We start from the raw sequence: 21,353 nt of genomic DNA, 5'->3' as shown, positions 1-21,353 counted from the left end.
TTAAATGGGGCCATTGAAACACATCATTTGGTTACTGGGATTAACGGTATTCGCCATTTGGCAAATGCCGAACATCCCGAATTGGCCGCTGGCGCTGCAAAAGTTATTGCCTTGGTTACCGTATCTGATTGCCGGGCTGGGGATTTTCGTCAGTGTTTTTCTGAACCGCCTGCAACCGATTCTGATTCTTGCCAGTCTGGTATTGTTCAATGCCGGCATGCAGTACTTCGTGCCGCAAGCCGACGTCAGTTTGTCGGCCATTACGCTTTATCCGGTGCTGGCCTTGCTGCTGCCGCTGAACCTGTTGTTCTGGTTGCTGTTTCCGGAAAGAGGGGTTCAGGATAAGCTTTATGTTCTGTTTCAATTGGTGTTGTTGGCGGCACAAGCCTATTTCGTCTATTGGGTGATGGTGAATCTACCGCTGGAATACTGGCGCTGGATTGCCTCGCCGAGCGGTTACGATTCGGTGCGATTACCGTTTGTGGCGATGTTGACGATGGTGGCGGTCTGGTTCCTGATGATGTTCCGCAATGCGCTTCTCAGTCATGCCAAAGTGTTGGACCAGACGGTGGTCTTTGTGTTGATTTTAATGGCGTTCGGCTTGAATGCCTTTTATCAGTACGGCGCTTTGGCGTGGACCAGCGCGTTTGCCGCGGTGATGATTCTGTTGTCGCTGATTTTCGATGCCCATCACATCGCTTACACCGATCAATTGACCGGATTGAAAGGGCGACGCGCCTTGTTGGAGTCTTTCCTGGGGCTGGGACGGAAGTACAGCATCGCCATGATGGACATCGACCACTTCAAATCCTTTAACGATACGTACGGTCATGACGTCGGTGACCTGGTGTTACGAACCGTCGCACAGGAACTGGACATGATTGTCACCGGTCAGGTGTACCGTTATGGCGGTGAAGAATTTACCGTAGTGTTTAAAGGGAAGACGCCTGAGCAGGTGATGCCGGCGTTGGAAACGGTGCGCAAGGCGATTGAGTCGCGAGTGTTGAATGTGCCGCTGAATGGCCAAGAGGTGGAAACGCACGTCACCGTCAGTTTCGGCTTGGCCGCACGCGATGCCCAGCACAAGAAGCCGCACGAGGTCATGAAATACGCCGACGATGCTTTGTATCAGGCGAAAGAAGCCGGGCGAAACCGTATCGTCATTGCCGGGGAATCGGTTAAAGCGACCAAGCCTAAAACGAAATCGAACACAAGAACCAATACAAAATCTAAAACCGCCAGGCCTGGCCAAAAGCGCCAAACCGCCGGTCGTAAACGTAAGGCGTGACGGTCATGACGTGTGAACCGCTTTAAAGTCGCTTTAAACAAACAAGATGAATGAGAAGACGAAAAATATGAGTCAAGATACTGTTAAAACCGTACAAGAAAACAGCGATATTGAAATTTCCTTCAAGCTTTCCCTTTTGGATGGTACGGTGGTGGACCAAACCGAAGACGGGGAAGTCTTTGCTTTTCAAATCGGCGACGGCCAGCTGTTAAACCGGTTGGATGAGTTGTTGATTGGGCTTGAAGTCGGAACGACCGGAAAATTCACCTTAATGCCGGAACAGGCGTTCGGTTTGCCGGACCCGGAGAACTTCAAAACCATGTCGCGCAATGAATTCCCCGATACGATGGTGTTGGAAGAGGGCTATGTGATCGGCTTTGATACGCCGTCCGGCGATGAAATTCCCGGCACGATTTATGAAGTGAACGGGGATGACGTGGTGGTGGATTTTAATCACCCGTTGACCGGTCAGGTCGTTGTGTTTGAAGCGAAGATCGAAAACATTCTGTCCTGATTTCGTTTCAGCTTAATTTTCTTTATGTGCCTGTTGTTGGTGGGTGTCCGAACAAAAGCAGCGTTCGCCGGCTTCGGAAACTTCGCAAATCGCTTCGTGTTTTGGCAGGTGTAATCCGCAGGTCGCGCAGGCCACCATTTCTTCCGGTTCGGGTTTGTTTTTAAGGGTTTCAGCCTCTGCTGAAGCGGCGCGCAATTCTCGCACACGTTTTAACGTAAAGCGGATTGCCAGGTAAACGACTAGGATAAATACGAAAAAAAGCAGGGCTCTCATAGGAATTCAGTGATTTCAGCGGTTGTTTTAATGCATTTATTGTCTAAAAAACATAAAATAATTGCAATTTAATTTACCGCCGAACATCGTATCAAGGTTGGTGCGGCAAATCCGTTAAAAGGCAATTCATGAACTTACACGAGTATCAAGCAAAATCACTGTTCCAGCAGTATGGTATCCCGACGCCGAGCGGCGTTATGATTGATGATTTGAATCAGTTACCCGACGCCTTGGCACAAATCGATTCCGATGGCTGGGTTGTTAAAGCACAAATCCATGCCGGTGCGCGCGGCAAGGCAGGCGGGGTCAAGTTGGTGAAAACCTCCGATGAGGCGAAAGAGGCGGCCAGTAGTTTGTTGGGCGGGTCTTTGGCGACGATTCAAACCGCGGGCAAAGCGTTACCGATCAATGCGCTGTTGATTGAGCAAACGCTGGACATTCAGCTGGAGTTTTACCTGAGTTTGCTGGTGGATCGTGTCACCAGAACCCACACTTTTGTGATTTCCGAAGCCGGTGGCATGGACATCGAACTGGTGGCGGAAGCGTCGCCGGAAAAAATCCTGTCGGTGCATGTCGATGGCGCCGTGGGCTTGATGCCGTATCAATGCCGTGAAATCGGTTTTGCATTGGGCTTGACCGGGACGGCTTTCAAACAAATGACGGCCATTATGCAAGGCCTGTATCAGATGGCGCTGGACAAAGACGTTTCCCTGCTGGAAATCAACCCACTGGTGTTGACGACCGAAAATGAGTTGGTGGCGTTGGATGCCAAATTGAACATCGATTCCAATGCGTTGTACCGTCAGCCAGGCCTGGTGGAAATGCGTGATGCCACCCAGGAAGATGAACGTGAAGCCAAAGCGGCGGATCACCAGCTGAATTACATCGCGTTGGACGGCAATATCGGCTGTATGGTCAATGGCGCCGGTTTGGCGATGGCGACCATGGATTTAATCAAACTGAACGGTGGGGAACCGGCTAACTTTTTGGATGTCGGCGGCGGTGCCACGCCGGAGCGTGTGGCAGAAGCCTTTAAATTGATTCTGTCGTCTTCCGAAGTGAAATCGATTCTGGTCAATATCTTCGGCGGAATTGTGCGCTGTGACCTGATTGCCGACGGGATTATCCAAGCGGTTCAGGAAGTGGGCTTACAGATTCCGGTGGTGGTGCGTTTAGAAGGAACCAATGTGACGTTAGGGAAAGAAAAACTCGCCAGCAGTGGCTTGAGTATCATTACGGCGGACGGCTTGGCCGATGCGGCCCAAAAAGCGGTGAAAGCGGCGATGGAGGGGCAGGCATGAGCATTTTAATCAATCATCAGACCAAAGTGATTTGTCAGGGCTTCACTGGCAAACAAGGGACATTCCATTCCGAGCAAGCCATGGCGTATGGCACACAAATGGTCGGCGGTGTCACGCCGGGCAAAGGTGGTAGCGAACACTTGGGATTGCCGGTGTTCAATACCGTAAAAGAAGCTGTGGCCGAAACCGGCGCGGATGCTTCGATGATTTATGTGCCGCCGGCCTTTGCTGCCGATTCGATTATCGAAGCCATCGATGCGGGCATTAAGGTGATTACCTGTATTACCGAAGGCATTCCGGTCAATGATATGTTGAAAGTTCGCGCCGTATTGGATAAATCCGATGCATACCTGATTGGGCCGAATTGCCCAGGCCTGATTACGCCGGGCGATGACAAGCAAGGTTGTAAAATCGGTATTATGCCGGGGCACATTCATTTGCCCGGCAAAATCGGCATCGTCTCGCGTTCCGGCACCCTGACCTATGAAGCGGTTCACCAAACCACACAAAACGGTTTGGGGCAGTCGACGTGCGTCGGCATCGGCGGCGACCCGATTCAAGGCATGAATTTCATTGATTGTTTGGCGTTGTTTGAACAAGATCCGCAAACGGAAGGGATTATTCTGGTCGGCGAAATCGGCGGTCAAGCCGAAGAAGACGCCGCGCAGTACATTCAGGAAAACGTCTCTAAACCGGTGGTGGCCTACATTGCCGGTGTCACGGCACCGGCCGGTAAGCGCATGGGCCATGCCGGCGCGATTGTCAGCGGCGGCAAGGGGACGGCGGAAGCCAAATTTGAAGCCCTGGAAGCGGCGGGCGTCACGGTAGTACGTTCCCCGGCGGAGCTGGGCGACGCCATGTTCAAGCTCATCGGATAAAGTCTAACGGAATCGAACTATGTCAGAACAACTCACGGTCGTCATGGCGCAAATCAATCCGGTGGTCGGGGATATCGACGGTAACGTCGATCTGATCATCGATTCGGCCCGACGGGCGAAAAGCGAGCAGCAAGCCGATATCGTGGTGTTTCCGGAGATGACACTGACCGGTTATCCGCCGGAAGATCTGTTGTTTCGCGAAGCCTTATACGAGCAGGTTAAAAAAGCCTTATCGAGTATTTGCGAACAGGTTCAAGACGTGGTGCTGGTGTTGGGTTATCCGATGATGGACGAGCTGGGTGAACGCTTCAATATGGCGGCCTGGATCGAAAACGGTCAGATTCAAGCCAGTTACATCAAGCAGAACCTTCCGAATTACAGTGTGTTTGACGAGAAGCGTTATTTTGCCGCCAGTGAGCAGCCGTGTGTGGTCGAATACAAAGGTGTGCGTTTCGGTTTGTTGATTTGTGAAGACATCTGGAAACCGTCACCGGCCAGCCAATCGGTGAAAGCCGGGGCCGACATTCTGTTGAGCCTGAATGCCTCGCCGTTTTCGCAGGAAAAACATCAGGATCGCATTCAGGTGGTCAATCGTCGTGTCAGCGAAGTGAAGCGGCCGGTGATTTATGTTAACCAGGTCGGTGGCCAGGATGAACTGGTGTTTGACGGCGGTTCGTTTGCGACCTGCGCCGAAGGGGATGTTCAGGTACAAGGCGGCGAATTCGGTTCGGAGTTGATTCCGGTTCAGGTATTGAAACAAGCCGATTCGGTGGTGATTCTACCGGGAGAAAAACAGCCGTTGTATCAGGACGAAGCGCGTATTTATCAGGCCCTCGTGACCGGTGTGAAGGACTACGTTGAAAAAAACGGTTTCGGTGGTGTGGTGCTGGGGCTGTCCGGCGGGATCGACTCGGCCTTGACGCTGGCTTTGGCAGTGGATGCTCTGGGCGCGGATAAAGTCGAAGCGGTGATGATGCCGTTCCGCTACACGGCGGATATCAGCATCGAAGACGCCGAAAAAGAGGCCAATACCCTTGGCGTAAAATACCATTCCATTCCGATTGAATCGGTGTATGCGGCGAGTGAGTCCGCTCTGGCAGATCGTTTTCAAGGTTATGAAGAAGACGTGACCGAAGAGAATATGCAGGCGCGCATTCGCGGGATGTTATTGATGTCGATTTCCAATAAGACCCATAAACTGGTGTTGGCGACGAGTAATAAATCCGAAGTGGCCGTGGGCTATTCCACCTTGTATGGCGACATGGTCGGTGGCTTCTCGCCGTTGAAAGATGTGCCGAAAACCTGGGTGTATCGTTTGGCGGTTTACCGTAATCGTGATGGCGAAGTCATCCCGGAACGCGTCATTACGCGTGCGCCATCGGCCGAACTGCGACCGGATCAGAAGGATCAGGATTCGTTACCGGATTACGAGGTGTTGGATAATGTGATTCAGGCGTTTGTGGAAGAAGACAAAAGCCCCGCACAGATTGTCGAAGCGTTTGGTTATGACGAGGCGGAAGTCCGGCGTGTGGTGGGGATGATTACCCGCAACGAATACAAGCGCCGTCAGGCCGCACCGGGAGTGAAGATTTCACCGCGCGCCTTTGGTCGAGACCGACGTTATCCGATTACCAGCCGTTACAGCGAGTGAAGCCGATGTTTTGAGTTGTACCGCGCTCCAAATAAAAAACCGCCAGGCCTGGCGGTTTTTTTATATCTGCTTTTTTTATTAACCGTCTTCGATCAATCAGTTTTCGTCTTCTTTTTCTTGCGCCTCAATACGCGCCAGGTTGAGGTCGATGACCGCTTGTGCATCTTCGGCATTTTGTGTCATGCCCAGTTTTTGATAGGCATCGCGCATTAACTGCAATGCGTAAATATTGACCATGGAACGCGGGTAAGTTTCGACAATGAACTTGGCGCGGTTGGCCGACGCCAGGTAGGCTTTACGTTTGAAATAGTATTCGGCCACCTGGTATTCGTGACGCGCCATACGGTTGCGCAATACAATCAAGCGTTCACGCGCTTTGGCCGAATATTTTGAAGTCGGAAAGCGGCTCAAGAGCTCTAAATAGGCGTTGTAAGCTTCCTGGGTGGAGTCCATGTCCCGCGAGGCCGGGTCGGTCAACCAGCTGTCGAACCAGCTTTTGTTGATGGAATCCGCCGATAAGGCCCGCAGGTAATAGGCATAAGGCAAAGCGCTGTGTTTCGGGTAAAGGCGGATGAACTCTTCCAGTTCACGCTGGGCCGATTCGGGCTCGTCATAGCGATAATAAGAGTAAGCCAGCTCCAGGTAGGATTGTTCAGCGTATTTGCCGTAAGGGTAATAGGCCTTGAGTTTTTCGTAATACTCGATGGCGGATTCCCATTGTTCGCTGTTGTAGGCGTCTTTTGCGTGTTCGTAAAAATCTTTGACCGTCCACTCGGACTCGTCTTTTTCGACCAGTGAGCAGGCTTGGAGCGCGAGGGTCAATAAAACAATCAGGGATAACAGCGAGTGCTTCATATTTTGGTAAAATAGCGTTTCGTATAAAAAATTAATCATACCATATGTGCCGACGTGAGTATAAGAAATGGATACTTAAAATCCGTCGGCCATCAGGTTATTAGGAGCGGTTTTGAGCAGTCAACAATTGGAAGCACGCATTCCGGCCGACAAGTTGGGGCAACGCCTCGATGCGGTTTTGGCCGAGTTGTTTTCGGATTATTCACGCAGTCGCATTCAGGACTGGATCAAGGCGGGGAAGGTCGCACTGGACGGTCAGCTCCAAAGCAAGCCCAATATGAAGGTGCTGGGCGGCGAAAAGGTTGTTCTTCAGGCGGAAATCGAAGAAGAAATCGAGTATCAGGCGCAAGACATTCCACTGGACATTGTCTATGAGGATGCGGACATTCTGGTCATCAACAAACCGGCCGGTTTGGTTGTGCATCCGGGGGCCGGGAACCCGGACGGAACCTTGCTGAATGCGTTGCTGTACCACGACGAGCGTTTGCGTGAAGTACCCCGCGCGGGGATTGTGCACCGCTTGGACAAAGAAACCACCGGTTTGATGGTGGTGGCGAAAACGGTGCCGGCACAGACCCATTTGGTCGAACAGTTGCAGCGTCATGCGGTGGAGCGTGTCTACGATGCCATTGTGGTCGGACGCATGATTTCCGGCGGCACCATTAATAAACCGATTGGGCGTCACCCGACCGACCGTAAGCGTATGGCGGTGATTGCCACCGGCGGTGGTAAACCGGCCGTATCGCATTATCGGGTTTTGGAGCGGTTCCGGGAGCATACGCATGTGCGGGTGCAACTTGAAACCGGTCGGACGCATCAGATTCGGGTGCATATGTCGTACCTTGGGTTCCCGCTGGTTGGCGACCCGGTCTATGGCGGGCGTTTACGGATTCCACAGCAGATGTTGCCGGAATTTGCCGACTTCTTGCGCGGTTTTAAACGTCAGGCGTTGCATGCCGGTCAATTGAGTCTGACGCACCCTGTCAGCGGAAAAGTCATGAAATGGAAGGCACCGATGCCGGACGACATGTTGGCGTTGATTGATGTATTGCGTGACGATATGGATGATTTCCACGCCATGCAGGACGATTTGGGTTACGACGACTACGATTATGATGACGGCGTCGAAGTGGAATGGGTCACCGATGCAGATATTCCTCAAGAATAATTTGCAGTTTGTCCGACCGCAATGGCCGGCACCTGAGAAGGTTCGGGCTTTTGTCACCACGCGGATGGGTGGGGGCAGTCAACCGCCTTATGATGCATTCAATTTGGCAGGGCATGTCGGTGACAATCCGAACCAAGTGGCGGCCAATCGACAAGCGCTGGGAACGGCTTTAAATTTGCCGAACGAACCGCTTTGGTTGGCACAGGAACACACGGTGGATGCGATTCATTGGCAGGGTCAAACGTATCCTCGGCCGCCCGTGGCCGATGCCAGTTGGACAAATCAATCGGGGCAGGTGTGTTGTGTGATGACGGCAGACTGTTTGCCGGTGTTGGTCACCAATCGAAGCGGTTCAGTGGCGGCAGCGGTTCACGCCGGTTGGCGGGGGCTGTTGAACGGAGTGGTGGCGAATGCCATACAACAATTGCCCGATGATCCGAAAAATCTACTGGCTTGGATTGGGCCAGCCATCAGTTCGGCTTACTTTGAAGTCGGGGCGGATGTATATGACGGGTTTGTCGAGCAAAATGTCGATCATGCGCCGTATTTTATCGCAGCGGCGTCGCATGGAAAGTGGTATGCCGATTTACCAGGCCTGGCGGAATTTGAGTTACGGCGTTTGGGCGTGGCGGAAGTAACGCAAAGCGGACTGTGCAGTTACCAGGACGAAGACTTGTTCTATTCTTACCGTCGCGACGGGCAAACCGGTCGGATGGCGACGATGATCTGGTTGGCGCCGTAATCCGGCGATCCTTTTAAACGCGGCCAACCGTTCCGGAACCCCACCGCCGGTTAAGTTTTTCCGGTATTTAAATAGTGTTCGAATTTGTCGATGTTTTCCGGCAGCCCTTGCACAATCAAAATGTCATTGACGCGGATTCGGGTCTTCAAATCCGGGTTGTCGCCACGCACCGAGCCACGGCGTACCGACTTGATGTAAAGATCCAATGTTTCCATCGGGAAGGCTTCCAGGCGCTTTCCAACGGCAAATGCGGATTCGTTGATGGTAATCGGTTGGATGATTTGCCCCATTTGCGCATGATCAAACGGCACATGATCGGATTCACCCGGGTAAAGACCGTTCAGCAGATTGTAGCGACCGCGACGGGCGGCACGGGTTTGTTTTAAAACCTGGCTAGGCGGGTGACCAATCATCAACAACAGGTGCGACGCCAGCATGATGCTGGACTCGAAGGTGTCCGGGATGACTTCCGTCGCACCGGCTTGGGTGAGCTCGTTGATGTGGCTGTCGTCAAGGGAACGGACCAAAACCGGCAATTCCGGTGCCACATCCTGCAAGGTTTTCAATGTCTTGATGGCCGCGTGGTAGTCGTGGAACGTAATGATGGCGACCTTCGCCTTGCTGATATTGGTAGCGTGAATGATGCTGTGTTTGGCGGAATCACCGAAATAAACCGGTTCACCACTTTGTTGTGCTTCGTGAACCCGCTTGATGTCCATGTCCAATGCCACAAACGGTACATGCGCTTGTTCGAGGAATTTGGCGGTGATTTGTCCGACACGACCGAAGCCGAGCAGAACCACGTGGTCGGACAGGAATTTGGTGTCTTCTTTGATGACACTTTCCATTTCGGCAAAGTCGTTTTGATAACTTTTACGGCAAAAACGGTTGGCGATGCGGCCGTTGTATTTAATGAGGAAAGGCGTGGCGACCATGCTGAAGACGGCGGATGTTAACAAGATTTGGCCGAGTTGGTGTGGCAGCAATTCGTAAGTGAGCGCCAGGGTGATTAAGACCAAACCGAATTCGCCGACTTGAGACAGGGAAACGGCCGTGCGCAGGCTGACGCCATCCGGTTTTTGAAACAGGCGCATAATACCGAAAATAACAACGGTTTTGACCAGCATAATGCTAAGGGTAATGGCCATAATGGTTAAAAAGTGGGTTTGAATCAGCTCCGGTGAAATCATCATTCCGACGGTGATGAAAAACAGCCCCAGCAAAATGTCCTGGAAGGGGCGGATGTCGGCTTCGATCTGATGACGGTATTCGGTTTCGCCGAGCATCATCCCGGCCAGGAAGGCACCCAATGTCATGGAAATTTCCATTTCTTCGGTAAAGGCGGCCGCGCTCAGTACGACGGTGAGAACCGTTAAGGTGAACAGCTCTTGGGATTTTGATGAGGCGACTTCATGGAATAAAGGTCGCAGGATATAGCGCCCGGCAAACAACATGACCACAACCACGATGGCCCCTTTTAAAAAGGCCATGCCCAGTTCGGTCGGCAGCGATTGACCGGCGGCCGTGCCGAGTGCGGGGATCAAAATCAATAATGGAATGGCCATGATATCCTGGAAAATCAGGATGCCGACGGTGGCGCGGCCATGCCGGGTTTGGATTTCGGACTGTTCCGTCAATTGTTTGATGACGATGGCGGTTGAGGACAAAGCGAAAGCACTGGCGATCACGACGCTGGTTTCCACGCCAAAGCCCAACAGATAAGAGACGCCGAAAACGACCAGGCCTGTCATGAGAACCTGTAACCCGCCGAAGCCGAATACCATCCGGCGCATGGACATCATTTGCGTCAGCGAGAACTCCAAACCGATTGAGAACAGCAGAAACACGATGCCGAATTCGGCGAGGAAACTGATGCTCTTTTCGCTTTGGATGAGGCCAAAACCGAAAGGCCCGACAATGACCCCGACCAGAATGTAGTTCAGGATGGCCGGCAAATGCAGCCGTCGGGAAATCGAAACCAGGCCGACAGTGATGATGAGCAGTAAGACGATATTTAAAAGGATGTGATCAAACATAGTGTCCGGGTTAACCTGTCTCTAAATTAAAGCGCATGGAGTAATCAATCGCTCGAATGTGTTTGGTGATCGCGCCTGTGGAGATAAAGTCAACGCCCGTTGTTGCCAACTCCGCCAAATGGGGCAGTTCGACATTGCCGGAGACTTCCAGCTTTGCCTGATGATTTACCATTCTAACCGCTTCATGCATGTCCGTCAGCGAAAAATTATCCAGCATAATAATGTCCGCGCCGGCTTCGAGTGCTTGCTTGACCTCGTTGAGGTTTTCGGTTTCCACTTCAACGGTTTTTCCTGGGTGATGCTGGCGCGCTTGCTGAACAGCGGCGTCAATGCCGCCTGCGGCCATGATGTGGTTTTCTTTCAGTAAAATAGCGTCGTACAGGCCGATGCGATGATTGGTGCCACCGCCGCAGTGAACCGCGTATTTTTGCGCTAAGCGTAAGCCCGGTAGAGTTTTTCGGGTGTCCAGCAAGCGCGTTTGAGTGCCCTGGAGTTGTTCGACGTATTGACGGGTGATGGTGGCGGTGGCCGATAAGGTTTGCAGAAAATTCAAAGCACTGCGTTCACCGGATAAAATAGCCGCGGCCGGACCTGTGAGCTCACACACAAGCGTGCCGTTGGTGGCGGCTTGGCCTTCATTGCAATGCCAGTGGATTTTAATGCGTTCATCAACCTGTCGCATGACCTCGTCAAACCAGGGGCGCCCGCAGACGATTGCGTCTTCTTTCGCAATGACGCTGGCTTTCGCCATTTGGTGTTCGGGCAGGAAGCTGGCGCTGAGGTCGCCGTCGCCGATGTCTTCGTTCAGCGCGTTTTCGACGTTGGTGTGCAAATCATTAAAATAGTTTATTTCTGACATAGGCCTGATGTTCGGTGTATTTAGTCTAAACGGTTCGATTCTTATCCATGTGAGTTCTCATGGCCGATTCTTTTGGATTATACTATCTGGCATATGAAAAGCCCATTAACACTTGACCCGAATAGCCATCTTTTTCAAGGCGCACGCTACATCCCAAGCCCGAATGCCGACGACCGTCCGGAAGAGTCCGATTTGCAATTGATTGTGATTCACGGCATCAGCTTACCGCCCGGTCGTTTCGGGGGGAAGGGCGTGGAACAGTTATTTACCAATTCACTGAATCCTGACGAAGATGATTACTATAAGCAAATTCAATCACTTAAAGTGTCGTCGCATTTGTTTATCAACCGCGCAGGCGAGTTGTTTCAATTCGTGCCGCTCAACAAGCGGGCGTGGCACGCCGGGGTGTCGCAGTTTGAAGGTCGCACGGCGTGTAACGACTTTTCCATCGGTATCGAGTTGGAAGGCACGGATGAAACGCCTTATACCGCATCGCAATATGAAACTTTGAAACAGGTGATTCAAGCGATGACGGAAACCTATCCGTCTCTTTCGTTGGATCGCATTCGCGGCCACAGTGATATTGCACCAGGTCGCAAGACCGATCCGGGACCTTATTTTATGTGGGAATTTATCGAGTCGCTGAAGTCGGGTTAGGGAATCGGATTATGCAATCCAACCGTTGCCTCCGGAACCGGATGGCGGCGGGCGGCGTTTGGGCTTGAATTTCATACAGGGCTGACCGGACGATTCGAAAACGACGACACTCGGCAACTGTTTGGTTTTGAAGCCAAAGGCTTTGCAACCGCGCGGTTGGTTGGCATCCCAGGTCACAAAGAAATGTTCGCATTGAAAGCAGTCGATGTGCGGGTTGTCGGAATTAGTTTTCTTCATTGTTGGCAATAAGTTTTTTTTGAAATGCGATAGTTAAAATTTATGCTATGATGCCCGACACGAAATAACTCGCGTGACGGGTGGTTTCCCCGGGTGGTTTTTCGTATACTTAAATTCACATCGTCGGTCTTGTGAGGCGCGGGATTCAACGCCTAATCACGCATTTTACAAGAAATGGATAACTTTTAAAAAGGGTTTAAACATGAGTCAAGTCGGCCTATTCTATGGAACGGATACAGGAAACACCGAGCGTGTTGCGGATATGATTAAAGACAAGATCGGAAGCGATCTGGTGGATGTTCATGATGTCGCCACGGCCAGTCCGGAAGATTTTGCCAAATACGATAAGATCATTCTGGGGCAACCGACTTGGTATTACGGCGAGCTGCAAAGCAGTTGGGATGATTTCTGGGAAGACTTCAAAGCCATTGATTTCACCGGCAAAACCGTGGCGTGTTTTGGCTTGGGTGACCAGGCGGATTATGCGGAGTATTTTTTGGATGCGATGGGCATGATGCATGACATCGCCTTGGAAAACGGTGCGACACCGGCTGGTTATTGGTCCACGGACGGTTATGAATTCGACGAATCCAAAGCCGTGACCGAAGACGGTGACTTCTTCGTCGGTTTGGCTATCGACGAAGATCAACAACCGGAAATGACGGCCGAACGCGTTGATCAGTGGGTTGATCAAGTCAAAGAAGAAATGGGGCTGTAAGCCATTTTTTTGAGAGGAAACCCCGGTTTGAACGGGGTTTCCGAATTTGAGTTTTCCATCAAAACCACCAGGCCTGGTGGTTTTTTGCATTTAGCCTGCCATCAAACTTTCAAAAAGCCGTTGTTTTTTCACATAAGTGAATGATTTTCTGTTTGAAAACGGCAGAAAAGTGTTTATAATACTGCGCTTTCAGTTTGTTTAAATTCTGAATTTCCTTGCTTCACCGGTCCGAATCGGGCTTGGGAAGCTTAGTTTTAATCCATAAGGAGATCAATAAATGCGTCATTATGAAGTCGTATTTTTAGTGCACCCTGATCAAAGCGAACAGGTTCCTGCAATGATTGAACGTTACCGTGGTCTGATCGAAGAGAAAGGTGGAGCCGTTCACCGTCTTGAAGACTGGGGTCGTCGTCAACTGGCTTATCTAATCAACAAAGTCCACAAAGCACACTATGTTTTGATGAACATCGAATGCGACCAGGAAACACTGGACGAGTTGGATAATTTGTTCTACTACAACGACGCGGTTTTGCGCAACATGTTCATCAAGCGTAAAGAAGCTGTTACTGAGCCGTCCGTTATGGCTTCTCAGAAAGAAGATAAGCGTAGAGGAGAGTAATCATGGCTAGAGGTTTTGGAAGAAAAAAATTCTGTCGTTTCACGGTAGAGGGTGTTAAAGAGATCGATTACAAAGATCTGGATACCTTGAAAAGCTACATTACTGAAACAGGTAAAATCGTTCCGAGTCGTATCACTGGAACCAGTGCTAAATACCAGCGTCAGCTAGCTACGGCTATCAAGCGCGCTCGTTACTTGGCGCTATTGCCTTATACGGATCAGCATAAGTAATTCGTATTTGTATTAGGAAGCAAGCAAAGGACAGACAATGCTAGGTGTTGCCAACTATGTGATGAAAGGACCGATGCAGGCCTTTATCGCAATACTGTTGTTATCCGCACTGACTGTCTGGATCGCACCGCTGGGAATTCTGGTGGGCGCGATTATTTCACTGGTGACGCTCAGAATCGGTGAAATTGAAGGATTGAAAGTTTTAGCCGCTGCGGTGGCGACGACACTGGGGCTGACGCTGTTTATGTCCGGTTCGATTTGGCCGGGCGTAGTCGGCGTCATCGAGTATATGCTCCCGATTTGGCTGTTAAGCTGGGTCTTACGCAACACCAGTTCCATGGCGTTGAGTTTGAGCCTGAACATGTTGATTGTCGGAGCGGGTGTTATCGCCTTTCACCTGGCCGTCGGGGATACCGCGGCTTGGTGGCAGCAAGTGTTCAAGGAATTTGTGCAACCGGTTTTTGAGCAAACCGGAACACCGTTCCCACAAGCAATGTTTGAAGACCTGACTCAGGTCGCAACCATGTTGCTCGCCATGTTTGTGGTGGTACTGTGGTTCTCAATCGTGTTGTTGGGGCGTTGGTGGCAAAGTGCCTTGTATGTGCCGGGACAATTCCGCACCGATTTTTATGAAATTCGGTTGCCGAAAGGAATCGCCGCGCTGGCCGTCTTTGTGGCGCTGGTCGGGTTGTTTACCCAAAACGGTTTGATTCAGGATTTGTCCGGCGTATTGATGGCGGGGTTGATGTTCCAAGGCTTGGCCGTGGCGCATCACACTGTCAACAAGCGGCAGATGAGCTCAATGTGGTTGGGTGGCTTGTATGTGCTTTTGTTTCTGTTTCCGCAGGCAGTTTTAATTTTAGCAACCATCGGTTTGATAGACATTTGGGTGGATATCCGAAACCGATGGACAGAGACCGAGTAAGGTCTTAAAGAATTTAACTTTAGAGGTTTTAGCCATGAATGTTATTTTACTTGAAAAAGTACAGAACCTAGGATCCTTGGGTGATCAGGTTACTGTTAAATCAGGTTTTGCACGTAATTTCTTGATTCCGCAAGGAAAAGCCAAGCCAGCGACCAAAGAAAACATCGCTGAGTTTGAAGCACGTCGTGCCGAGTTGGAAAAACAAGCGGCCGAAGCATTGGCAGCGGCTCAAGCGGTTTATGAACAAATGAACGGCGTTGTTGTCACGATTGAATCCGTTGCCGGTGACGAAGGGAAACTGTTCGGTTCCATCGGTACGGCGGACATTGCAGACGCTTTGTCAAATGCCGGTTTTGAAGTCGAGCGTAAAAACGTTCGCATGCCAGAAGGGGCAATCCGTTTCGTTGGTACATTTGAATTCGACGTTGAGTTGCACTCTGATGTCGTTGCATCCATTACGGTGGATGTTAAACCAACAGAGCAATAATAAATTGTCCTGAAATTTCTGACGTTTTGTCAGCTTGAAAGCGAGGTTTATCCTCGCTTTTTTTTGTGTTTTTTCATGAAAACGCGCTGCAAGCCGCACTGTTTGTCCGGCTTCGAATCCAATATGAAATTGAGTCCAAAATCGGGTAATTCCCCGTATAATAGTAACCTTCTTCCGACACGATAATGATGGAATGGTTTGACCGCCGAATGACTCAAGAAGCCTTATTCAAAACTCCGCCGCACTCAATCGAATCCGAACAGTCCGTTATCGGTGGCTTGCTGTTGGACAATGAAAAATTTTCCGACATTTCCGTGGTGCTGAAAGTAGAGGATTTCTATACCCATCAACATCAATTGATTTACGGGGCGATCAGCCAGCTCAGTGAACGCAATAAGCCGTTCGATCTGGTCACAGTCATTGAAATGTTGGAATCCACCGGAAAGTTGGAAGATGTCGGTGACAAACAGTATTTGATTGACCTGGTCTCCAATACACCGGGTTCGGTGAATATCGAGTTCTACGCCGAAACCGTTCGTGAAAAGTCGATTTTACGATCGCTGATAGCGGTGTCCAATGAAATTTCCGAAGCGAGCTATTTCCCGCAGGGCAAAGACATTCGCGAAGTATTGGATTTGGCGGAATCGCGTGTCATGGGCATTGCCGAACACGGCTCCGGTAAACAACGCGAATACGAAACCATGGAAACCTTGTTGAACCGTGCGGTTAGCACCATCGACGAGCGTTTTAATTCCGATGGTTCCATTACCGGTTTGGCGACCAAGCTGACGGAATTCGATGAGGTGACATCCGGGTTGCAGAACGGCGACCTGATTATCGTGGCCGGGCGACCGTCGATGGGGAAAACTACCTTTTCGATGAACCTGGCGGAGAATGTCGCCATGCAAGGCAGTCCGGTGGCGGTTTTCAGTATGGAAATGCCAGGTGAGCAGCTGGTCTTGAGAATGATCAGTTCCATCGGCAAAATCGATGCCGAGCGCATTCGAACCGGTAAACTGCAACAGGAAGACTGGCCAAGCCTGAACAAAGCCGTCAGTATGCTGTCACAAACCCAGTTTTTCATTGATGATACACCGGCATTGATGATTACGGATCTGCGTGCCAGGGCACGCCGTATCGACAAAGACATTCGTGACGCCCAATACAAAAAAGCAGTGGAAGCCGGAGAAGAAAGTCCCGAAGAAAAGGTCACGGGGCTCGGGTTGATTGTGATCGATTATCTGCAGTTGATGCGGGGTTCCACCAATACCGATAACCGGGTCAATGAAATCTCGGAAATTTCCCGTGGCTTGAAAGCGATTGCCAAGGAATTGAATGTGCCGGTCATTGCGTTGTCTCAGTTGAGTCGTAACCTGGAACAACGTCCGGATAAGCGTCCGAAAATGGCGGATTTGCGTGAATCCGGGGCGATTGAGCAGGATGCCGATTTGATTATCTTCATCTATCGTGACGAAGTGTATAATCCGGATACCGATGACAAAGGTACGGCGGAAATCATTCTCGGCAAACACCGTAACGGTGCCTTGGCCAATATTCGCCTGACCTTTATGGGACAATACACCAAATTCGAAAATCATGCCGGCTTCGATGTGCCCGACGACCCTTATTAACGTAACCGTAAATCGCCTGCAAAAAGGTAATCACAGGATGTCTCAACAACCTTTCTCGATACGCCGGGTGACGATGCCATGACCGCGTACCGTCCGATTCAAGCCCGAATTCACTTAAATGCGCTTCGCAATAATCTGAAAGTGGTAAAAACCTTTGCACCGAAATCCAAGGTGCTGGCCATCATCAAATCCAACGGTTATGGACATGGCGCCGAACGTGTAGCACGCGAGTTGGCCGAGGCAGATGGTTATGGCGTGGCCTCGATTGATGAAGCGATTTTTTTGCGCCAAAAAGGTTTTTTACACCCGATTGTGATTTTGGAAGGGCTGTTTTCCGAAGCGGAACTGGACTTAGCGATTCAGCATCGGTTGGAATTCGCCGTGCACAATTGGGAGCAATTGAATTGGCTGAAAACCAGCCATGTAACCACTCCGTTAACGATCTGGTTGAAGCTGGATACCGGCATGCATCGTTTGGGTTTTGACGAGCGAGATATGGAACGGGTGTTGACTGCCATCGATCGTTTGCCGATGTCGATTCATTTGAATCTGATGTCGCATTTCGCCTCCGCGGATACGTCCGACGACTTTACCCAAAAGCAATTGAGTATTTTCAATCGCGTGGCCCAAACACTGAACTGTCCGAAAAGCCTGGCCAATTCGGCCGGTGTTCAGCGTTACCCACAAAGCCATTTCGACTGGGTGCGTCCCGGCATTATGCTGTATGGCGCTTGCGCAACCGACGAAATGGTGCCGGGCTTACAACCGGCCATGACGTTGGCATCGGAAATCACCAGTTTAAAATGGATTGAAGCGGGCGAAACCGTCGGATACGGTCAAACCTGGCGGGCGGAACGTCGCAGTCTGGTTGCGGTGGTGGCGGCCGGTTATGGCGATGGTTATCCGCGATGTGCCCCGGCCGGCACCCCCGTACTGATTCATGGGCAGCGTTTACCGATGGCGGGGCGGGTGTCGATGGATATGCTGACGGTGGATGTGACCGATATGGCCGACCATGTCGCGCTGGGCGATGAAGTGATCCTCTGGGGGCAAGGTTTACCGGTGGACGTGATTGCTCAGGCGTGCGGCACCATTGGTTATGAATTGTTGTGTGATGTGACTCAACGCGTACCGAGAGTTGAGGTGAAGGACTGATGGCCGACGATAAGCGCATTGAACTTAAGCAGAAACAGCGAGGGTACGATGGCTTTTTCAAAATCGACCGTCTGACTTTTCGCCATACCCTGTTTCGGGGTGGCTGGACACCTTGGATTGATCGGGAATTGTTTGGCCGTGGCCAAGCGGTGGTGGTGCTGTTGTACGATTTGGCGGCGGAAAAAGTGGTGCTGGTCGAACAATGTCGAGCGGGCGCTTTGACGCATGCGATGGTACAAAACCACCAGGCCTGGCTGATTGAGCCGGTCGCGGGTATGATCGATGAAGGCGAAACCAAACTTGAGGCTTGTGCGCGGGAAGCCTATGAAGAAGCCGGTGTTGCCGACGCCGAATTTGAGTTTATCTGCGAGTTTTACCCCAGTCCCGGCGGCAGTGATGAGATTTTGCATTTGTATGCCGCAGAAGTTGATTCCGTGGCCTTGCCCGATCATGCCGGGCAAGCTCATGAGGTGGAGGATATCCGTTTGGTGAAAATGGATTTCGAAACCGCAAAAGGCAAATTGATGCACGCGGAATTCAATGTTGCCAGCACTATTATTGCCTTACAATGGCTGTTTTTTCAAAAGCTCTAAACGCTCTGAGGATAACGTTGTCTGATGTTTTGTTTATTTAAAAATTCCCGTATCGCTTATCCTCTGAACTGGCTGGTGTGGTTGGCCAGTTTGGGCGGAACTCTTTATTGGCTGTACTTCGCCTTCATTGAAAAAGCTTTTTTGCAGAAAGTCTTTGCCGGACAGGCTTTGTTTGTCGATTTGTTGCTGGGTCTACCGGTGGTGCTGGTGTTTGCACTGGTGGTGTATGCCATGATTTTCTGGGGGCTGAAGGTTTTAATCATTTTGTTCTGGTCGGATAAAATCATTCAGTTGCCAAGTGATGCCTCCGAATTGAGTGATGAGTTGGATCCGGCTTTGGAAGACGGTTATTGGGAACAGGAAGCGTCCGAGTCGAATGGTCCTCAAAAAAATGCTCCTGCCGATGTGGCTTCCGATGAGCTAAAATCGGCATCCGATTCCGACAAACCGACGTCGCATGACAAGTAACGCCAACGCTCCGGCCGGAGCCGATTATTGGTTGGAACTGAAGCAGCTGGTTCGATTGGCGATTCCGATTTTGCTGGCACAGTTGGCGTTGACCGGGCTGGGTGTAGTGGATACGGTGATGTCCGGCCAAGTCGGCACCGATGATTTGGCGGCCATCGGTTTGGGTTCAAGTTTGTTATTGCCGGTGTTCATGATTTCCACTGGTGTTCTCTTGGCGTTGACGCCGATTGTGGCTCGCCAAAAAGGGCGTGAAGCTTGGGGCGATGTCACGCAATTCCTTCATCAGGCGATTTGGTTGGCTCTGCCGCTGGGGCTGGTGTCTTTATTCGTTCTAATGCATCTGCAATGGGTCTTGGACTGGCTCGCTTTACCGCAAGCGGTGTACCGTCTGACCGACGATTATCTGTTTTACATTGCTTTTGGCTTGCCCGGCATTGCGCTCTATCAGGCGTTTCGTTTTTTCTGGGAAGGGCTGGGGCTGACCGTTCCAACCATGATTATCAGCGGATTGGCGTTGGTGATGAATATTCCGTTGAATGCGGTGTTTATTTATGGCTGGGGGCCAATCGAAGCTTATGGCGCTGCGGGGTGCGGCATCGCCTCTGCCATTGTGATGTGGACGATGTTATTGATGGCAGTGCTGTATGTACTGGCATCGCGTCATACTTCGCATTTGGTCTCCTTACATTGGAGCCGGTTCGGCTTGCCCAGTTGGCGAAACGGCATTCGTGACCTGTTGGTGCTGGGAGTACCCAATACGCTGGCGTTGCTGTTTGAGGTCAGTCTATTCAGCTTTATCGCGCTGTTCATCGCCCAGCTCGGAGCGGTGGTGATTGCCGCGCACCAGGTTGCCATCAGTTATACCTCCATGGTCTTTATGATTCCGTTGAGCATGGCGATGGCGATTACCGTCCGCACGGGGTTGGCCTACGGGCAAGGGCGTTTACAGGCTGTGAAACAATCGTTGGCAACGGGAATCGGCTTTTCAGGCCTGGTCAGTTTGGTGACGGCCGGGCTGACGTATTGGTTGGCTTATCCGATTGCCGCGCTTTATTCGCCGGATGCGGACGTGATTGCACTGGCCGGCAGTTTATTATGGCTGGCGGCGATGTATCAGCTTTTTGATGCGATTCAGGTCGGGTGCGCCGGTGCCTTACGCGGGTTACACAGTACCCGAATCATCATGGTGGTTACTTTCATCAGTTATTGGGTTATCGGCCTCGGGTTAGGCTATGCGCTAGCATTCAGCGATTGGTTTTGGGCGCCGCAAGGGGTAATGGGTTTCTGGATTGGTATTTTGCTGGGCTTGATGTTGGCCGCAGTGCTGTTATCGCTTAATCTGCGTCAGCGGGTTCGTTATTTGGTGACAACCGGGGAGTTGCAATGAGTGAGTCGCTTTGTCCATGTGGTTCGAAAAAACCTTATGCCGAGTGCTGCCAACCGTTTCACCAAGGCGAAGCGTTTCCGGCTACCGCTGAGCAATTGATGCGCTCGCGTTATAGTGCTTATGCATTACACCTGAAAGATTATTTATTGCAAACTTGGGATAAAACGACCAGGCCTGGTGATTTTTCATTTGAATCCGGCCTTAAATGGCGTAAGTTGCGAATCGTGAAAACCAAGCAAGGCGGTGCGCAAGACGGGAAGGGCATGGTTGCGTTTCGTGCCGAATATGAATTAGATACCGAATCCGGTGTTGAAAAAGGCGTGATGACCGAAAAAAGCCAATTCCGGCGTGACGATGAGGGACACTGGGTGTATGTCAGTGGCGATGTGTCCTAAGGCTTTTTAATTCAGTGATCGGAGGTCTGCCCCTTCGAACCCGTATTTTGGTCGGTCTGAGCGGTTTTGTCATCCTTGTTTTTGAAGACTCGGTACAGCCACCACATGGCCAAACCGACCACGGTCAGGCTGACAATCAGCATTATCAGGGTAATCAAAAGAGCGGAACCGACATCATCCAAACCGATACTGTGCATAGACTTTTTTCTATCCTCGTTCGTTCCCGCCAGCGTCAGCAGGAATCCGTAAAATTTCCCTTTGCAAAGGTCATGTAACATTCTACAAT

At 51.1% G+C, this 21,353-nt stretch carries 25 protein-coding genes; 19 read left to right on the top strand and 6 right to left on the bottom strand.

The features are described from left to right. The first annotated feature begins 4 nt into the window (after positions 1-4). Complete coding sequence (locus EPV75_RS07465; protein WP_128384971.1) at positions 5-1,288, top strand: GGDEF domain-containing protein; 1,284 nt, start codon at positions 5-7, stop codon at positions 1,286-1,288. A gap of 67 nt (positions 1,289-1,355) precedes the next feature. After that, entirely contained in the window at positions 1,356-1,802 is a 447-nt protein-coding gene (locus tag EPV75_RS07460; RefSeq protein WP_128384970.1) for an FKBP-type peptidyl-prolyl cis-trans isomerase, read from the top strand. Between the two features lie 12 nt (positions 1,803-1,814). On the opposite strand, the gene EPV75_RS07455 is transcribed toward EPV75_RS07460, so the two are convergent. Beyond that, positions 1,815-2,075 carry a PP0621 family protein gene (locus tag EPV75_RS07455; RefSeq protein WP_128384969.1) on the bottom strand — a complete coding sequence of 87 codons (261 nt, stop codon included), beginning with the start codon at positions 2,073-2,075 and terminating at the stop codon, positions 1,815-1,817. A 128-nt stretch (positions 2,076-2,203) separates the two neighbouring features. On the opposite strand from EPV75_RS07455, the gene sucC reads away from it, so the two are divergent. From sucC to EPV75_RS07440, 3 genes are read left to right on the top strand one after another with little or no spacing between them, the layout of a single operon-like run. Beyond that, positions 2,204-3,376 carry an ADP-forming succinate--CoA ligase subunit beta gene (gene sucC, locus EPV75_RS07450; protein WP_128384968.1) on the top strand — a complete coding sequence of 391 codons (1,173 nt, stop codon included), beginning with the start codon at positions 2,204-2,206 and terminating at the stop codon, positions 3,374-3,376. Further along, on the top strand, positions 3,373-4,254 hold the full coding sequence (gene sucD / locus EPV75_RS07445; RefSeq protein ID WP_029938263.1) for a succinate--CoA ligase subunit alpha: 882 nt from the start codon (positions 3,373-3,375) through the stop codon (positions 4,252-4,254). The genes sucC and sucD overlap by 4 nt, the downstream gene beginning before the upstream one ends. Positions 4,255-4,273: 19 nt before the next feature. Beyond that, entirely contained in the window at positions 4,274-5,905 is a 1,632-nt protein-coding gene (locus EPV75_RS07440) for an NAD+ synthase (protein ID WP_128384967.1), read from the top strand. A gap of 96 nt (positions 5,906-6,001) precedes the next feature. Here the strand turns inward: EPV75_RS07440 and EPV75_RS07435 are convergent, their stop codons facing one another. Next, a complete protein-coding gene (locus EPV75_RS07435; RefSeq protein ID WP_128384966.1) occupies positions 6,002-6,760 on the bottom strand; it encodes an outer membrane protein assembly factor BamD in 759 nt (252 codons plus the stop codon). A 112-nt stretch (positions 6,761-6,872) separates the two neighbouring features. On the opposite strand from EPV75_RS07435, the gene rluD reads away from it, so the two are divergent. Next, positions 6,873-7,928, top strand: a complete 1,056-nt coding sequence (gene rluD / locus EPV75_RS07430) for a 23S rRNA pseudouridine(1911/1915/1917) synthase RluD (RefSeq protein ID WP_029938260.1) — start codon at positions 6,873-6,875, stop codon at positions 7,926-7,928. Beyond that, positions 7,906-8,670: a peptidoglycan editing factor PgeF gene (gene pgeF, locus EPV75_RS07425; protein ID WP_128384965.1), complete on the top strand. Its 765-nt coding sequence runs from the start codon at positions 7,906-7,908 to the stop codon at positions 8,668-8,670. The genes rluD and pgeF overlap by 23 nt, the downstream gene beginning before the upstream one ends. A gap of 50 nt (positions 8,671-8,720) precedes the next feature. Here pgeF and EPV75_RS07420 read toward each other — a convergent pair whose 3' ends face one another. Together EPV75_RS07420 and nadC are read right to left on the bottom strand one after the other, a co-directional pair. Further along, positions 8,721-10,706, bottom strand: a complete 1,986-nt coding sequence (locus EPV75_RS07420) for a monovalent cation:proton antiporter-2 (CPA2) family protein (protein WP_128384964.1) — start codon at positions 10,704-10,706, stop codon at positions 8,721-8,723. A 10-nt stretch (positions 10,707-10,716) separates the two neighbouring features. Further along, positions 10,717-11,565 carry a carboxylating nicotinate-nucleotide diphosphorylase gene (gene nadC / locus EPV75_RS07415; protein ID WP_127119628.1) on the bottom strand — a complete coding sequence of 283 codons (849 nt, stop codon included), beginning with the start codon at positions 11,563-11,565 and terminating at the stop codon, positions 10,717-10,719. Between the two features lie 93 nt (positions 11,566-11,658). On the opposite strand from nadC, the gene ampD reads away from it, so the two are divergent. After that, complete coding sequence (gene ampD / locus EPV75_RS07410) at positions 11,659-12,222, top strand: 1,6-anhydro-N-acetylmuramyl-L-alanine amidase AmpD (RefSeq protein ID WP_128384963.1); 564 nt, start codon at positions 11,659-11,661, stop codon at positions 12,220-12,222. A gap of 9 nt (positions 12,223-12,231) precedes the next feature. Here the strand turns inward: ampD and EPV75_RS07405 are convergent, their stop codons facing one another. Further along, on the bottom strand, positions 12,232-12,459 hold the full coding sequence (locus tag EPV75_RS07405; RefSeq protein WP_128384962.1) for a uracil-DNA glycosylase: 228 nt from the start codon (positions 12,457-12,459) through the stop codon (positions 12,232-12,234). Between the two features lie 202 nt (positions 12,460-12,661). Here EPV75_RS07405 and fldA point away from each other — a divergent pair, with 202 nt between their 5' ends. The 11 genes from fldA to EPV75_RS07350 all read left to right on the top strand — a co-directional run bounded on the left by fldA (position 12,662) and on the right by EPV75_RS07350 (position 21,067). Beyond that, positions 12,662-13,177 (top strand): flavodoxin FldA, encoded by a 516-nt coding sequence (fldA, locus tag EPV75_RS07400; protein WP_029938254.1) that lies wholly within the window; start codon positions 12,662-12,664, stop codon positions 13,175-13,177. A gap of 277 nt (positions 13,178-13,454) precedes the next feature. Next, entirely contained in the window at positions 13,455-13,796 is a 342-nt protein-coding gene (gene rpsF / locus EPV75_RS07395) for a 30S ribosomal protein S6 (protein ID WP_029938253.1), read from the top strand. Between the two features lie 2 nt (positions 13,797-13,798). Beyond that, complete coding sequence (gene rpsR, locus EPV75_RS07390; RefSeq protein WP_029938252.1) at positions 13,799-14,026, top strand: 30S ribosomal protein S18; 228 nt, start codon at positions 13,799-13,801, stop codon at positions 14,024-14,026. A gap of 37 nt (positions 14,027-14,063) precedes the next feature. Beyond that, positions 14,064-14,951, top strand: a complete 888-nt coding sequence (locus tag EPV75_RS07385; RefSeq protein WP_029938251.1) for a YybS family protein — start codon at positions 14,064-14,066, stop codon at positions 14,949-14,951. Positions 14,952-14,985: 34 nt separating this feature from the next. Then, positions 14,986-15,438, top strand: a complete 453-nt coding sequence (gene rplI, locus EPV75_RS07380; protein ID WP_029938250.1) for a 50S ribosomal protein L9 — start codon at positions 14,986-14,988, stop codon at positions 15,436-15,438. A 209-nt stretch (positions 15,439-15,647) separates the two neighbouring features. After that, complete coding sequence (dnaB, locus tag EPV75_RS07375) at positions 15,648-17,069, top strand: replicative DNA helicase (RefSeq protein WP_128384961.1); 1,422 nt, start codon at positions 15,648-15,650, stop codon at positions 17,067-17,069. Between the two features lie 78 nt (positions 17,070-17,147). After that, positions 17,148-18,224 (top strand): alanine racemase, encoded by a 1,077-nt coding sequence (alr, locus tag EPV75_RS07370; RefSeq protein ID WP_128384960.1) that lies wholly within the window; start codon positions 17,148-17,150, stop codon positions 18,222-18,224. Then, positions 18,224-18,817, top strand: coding sequence for an NUDIX domain-containing protein (locus EPV75_RS07365; RefSeq protein WP_128384959.1), 594 nt, complete (start codon positions 18,224-18,226; stop codon positions 18,815-18,817). Before alr ends, EPV75_RS07365 begins: the two co-directional genes overlap by 1 nt. 24 nt (positions 18,818-18,841) lie before the next feature. Then, positions 18,842-19,285 carry a hypothetical protein gene (locus tag EPV75_RS07360; protein WP_128384958.1) on the top strand — a complete coding sequence of 148 codons (444 nt, stop codon included), beginning with the start codon at positions 18,842-18,844 and terminating at the stop codon, positions 19,283-19,285. Next, entirely contained in the window at positions 19,275-20,672 is a 1,398-nt protein-coding gene (locus EPV75_RS07355) for an MATE family efflux transporter (RefSeq protein WP_128384957.1), read from the top strand. The genes EPV75_RS07360 and EPV75_RS07355 overlap by 11 nt, the downstream gene beginning before the upstream one ends. Continuing rightward, positions 20,669-21,067 carry a YchJ family protein gene (locus EPV75_RS07350; RefSeq protein ID WP_128384956.1) on the top strand — a complete coding sequence of 133 codons (399 nt, stop codon included), beginning with the start codon at positions 20,669-20,671 and terminating at the stop codon, positions 21,065-21,067. Before EPV75_RS07355 ends, EPV75_RS07350 begins: the two co-directional genes overlap by 4 nt. An 11-nt stretch (positions 21,068-21,078) precedes the next feature. Here EPV75_RS07350 and EPV75_RS07345 read toward each other — a convergent pair whose 3' ends face one another. Beyond that, a complete protein-coding gene (locus EPV75_RS07345) occupies positions 21,079-21,264 on the bottom strand; it encodes a hypothetical protein (protein WP_128384955.1) in 186 nt (61 codons plus the stop codon). Positions 21,265-21,353: the final 89 nt, after the last annotated feature.

Source organism: Hydrogenovibrio thermophilus, from assembly GCF_004028275.1.
Classification (GTDB): Bacteria; Pseudomonadota; Gammaproteobacteria; order Thiomicrospirales; family Thiomicrospiraceae; genus Hydrogenovibrio; species Hydrogenovibrio thermophilus.
The sequence above is the reverse complement of the archived record's forward strand: the minus strand, read 5'-3'. Positions and strand labels throughout refer to the sequence as shown.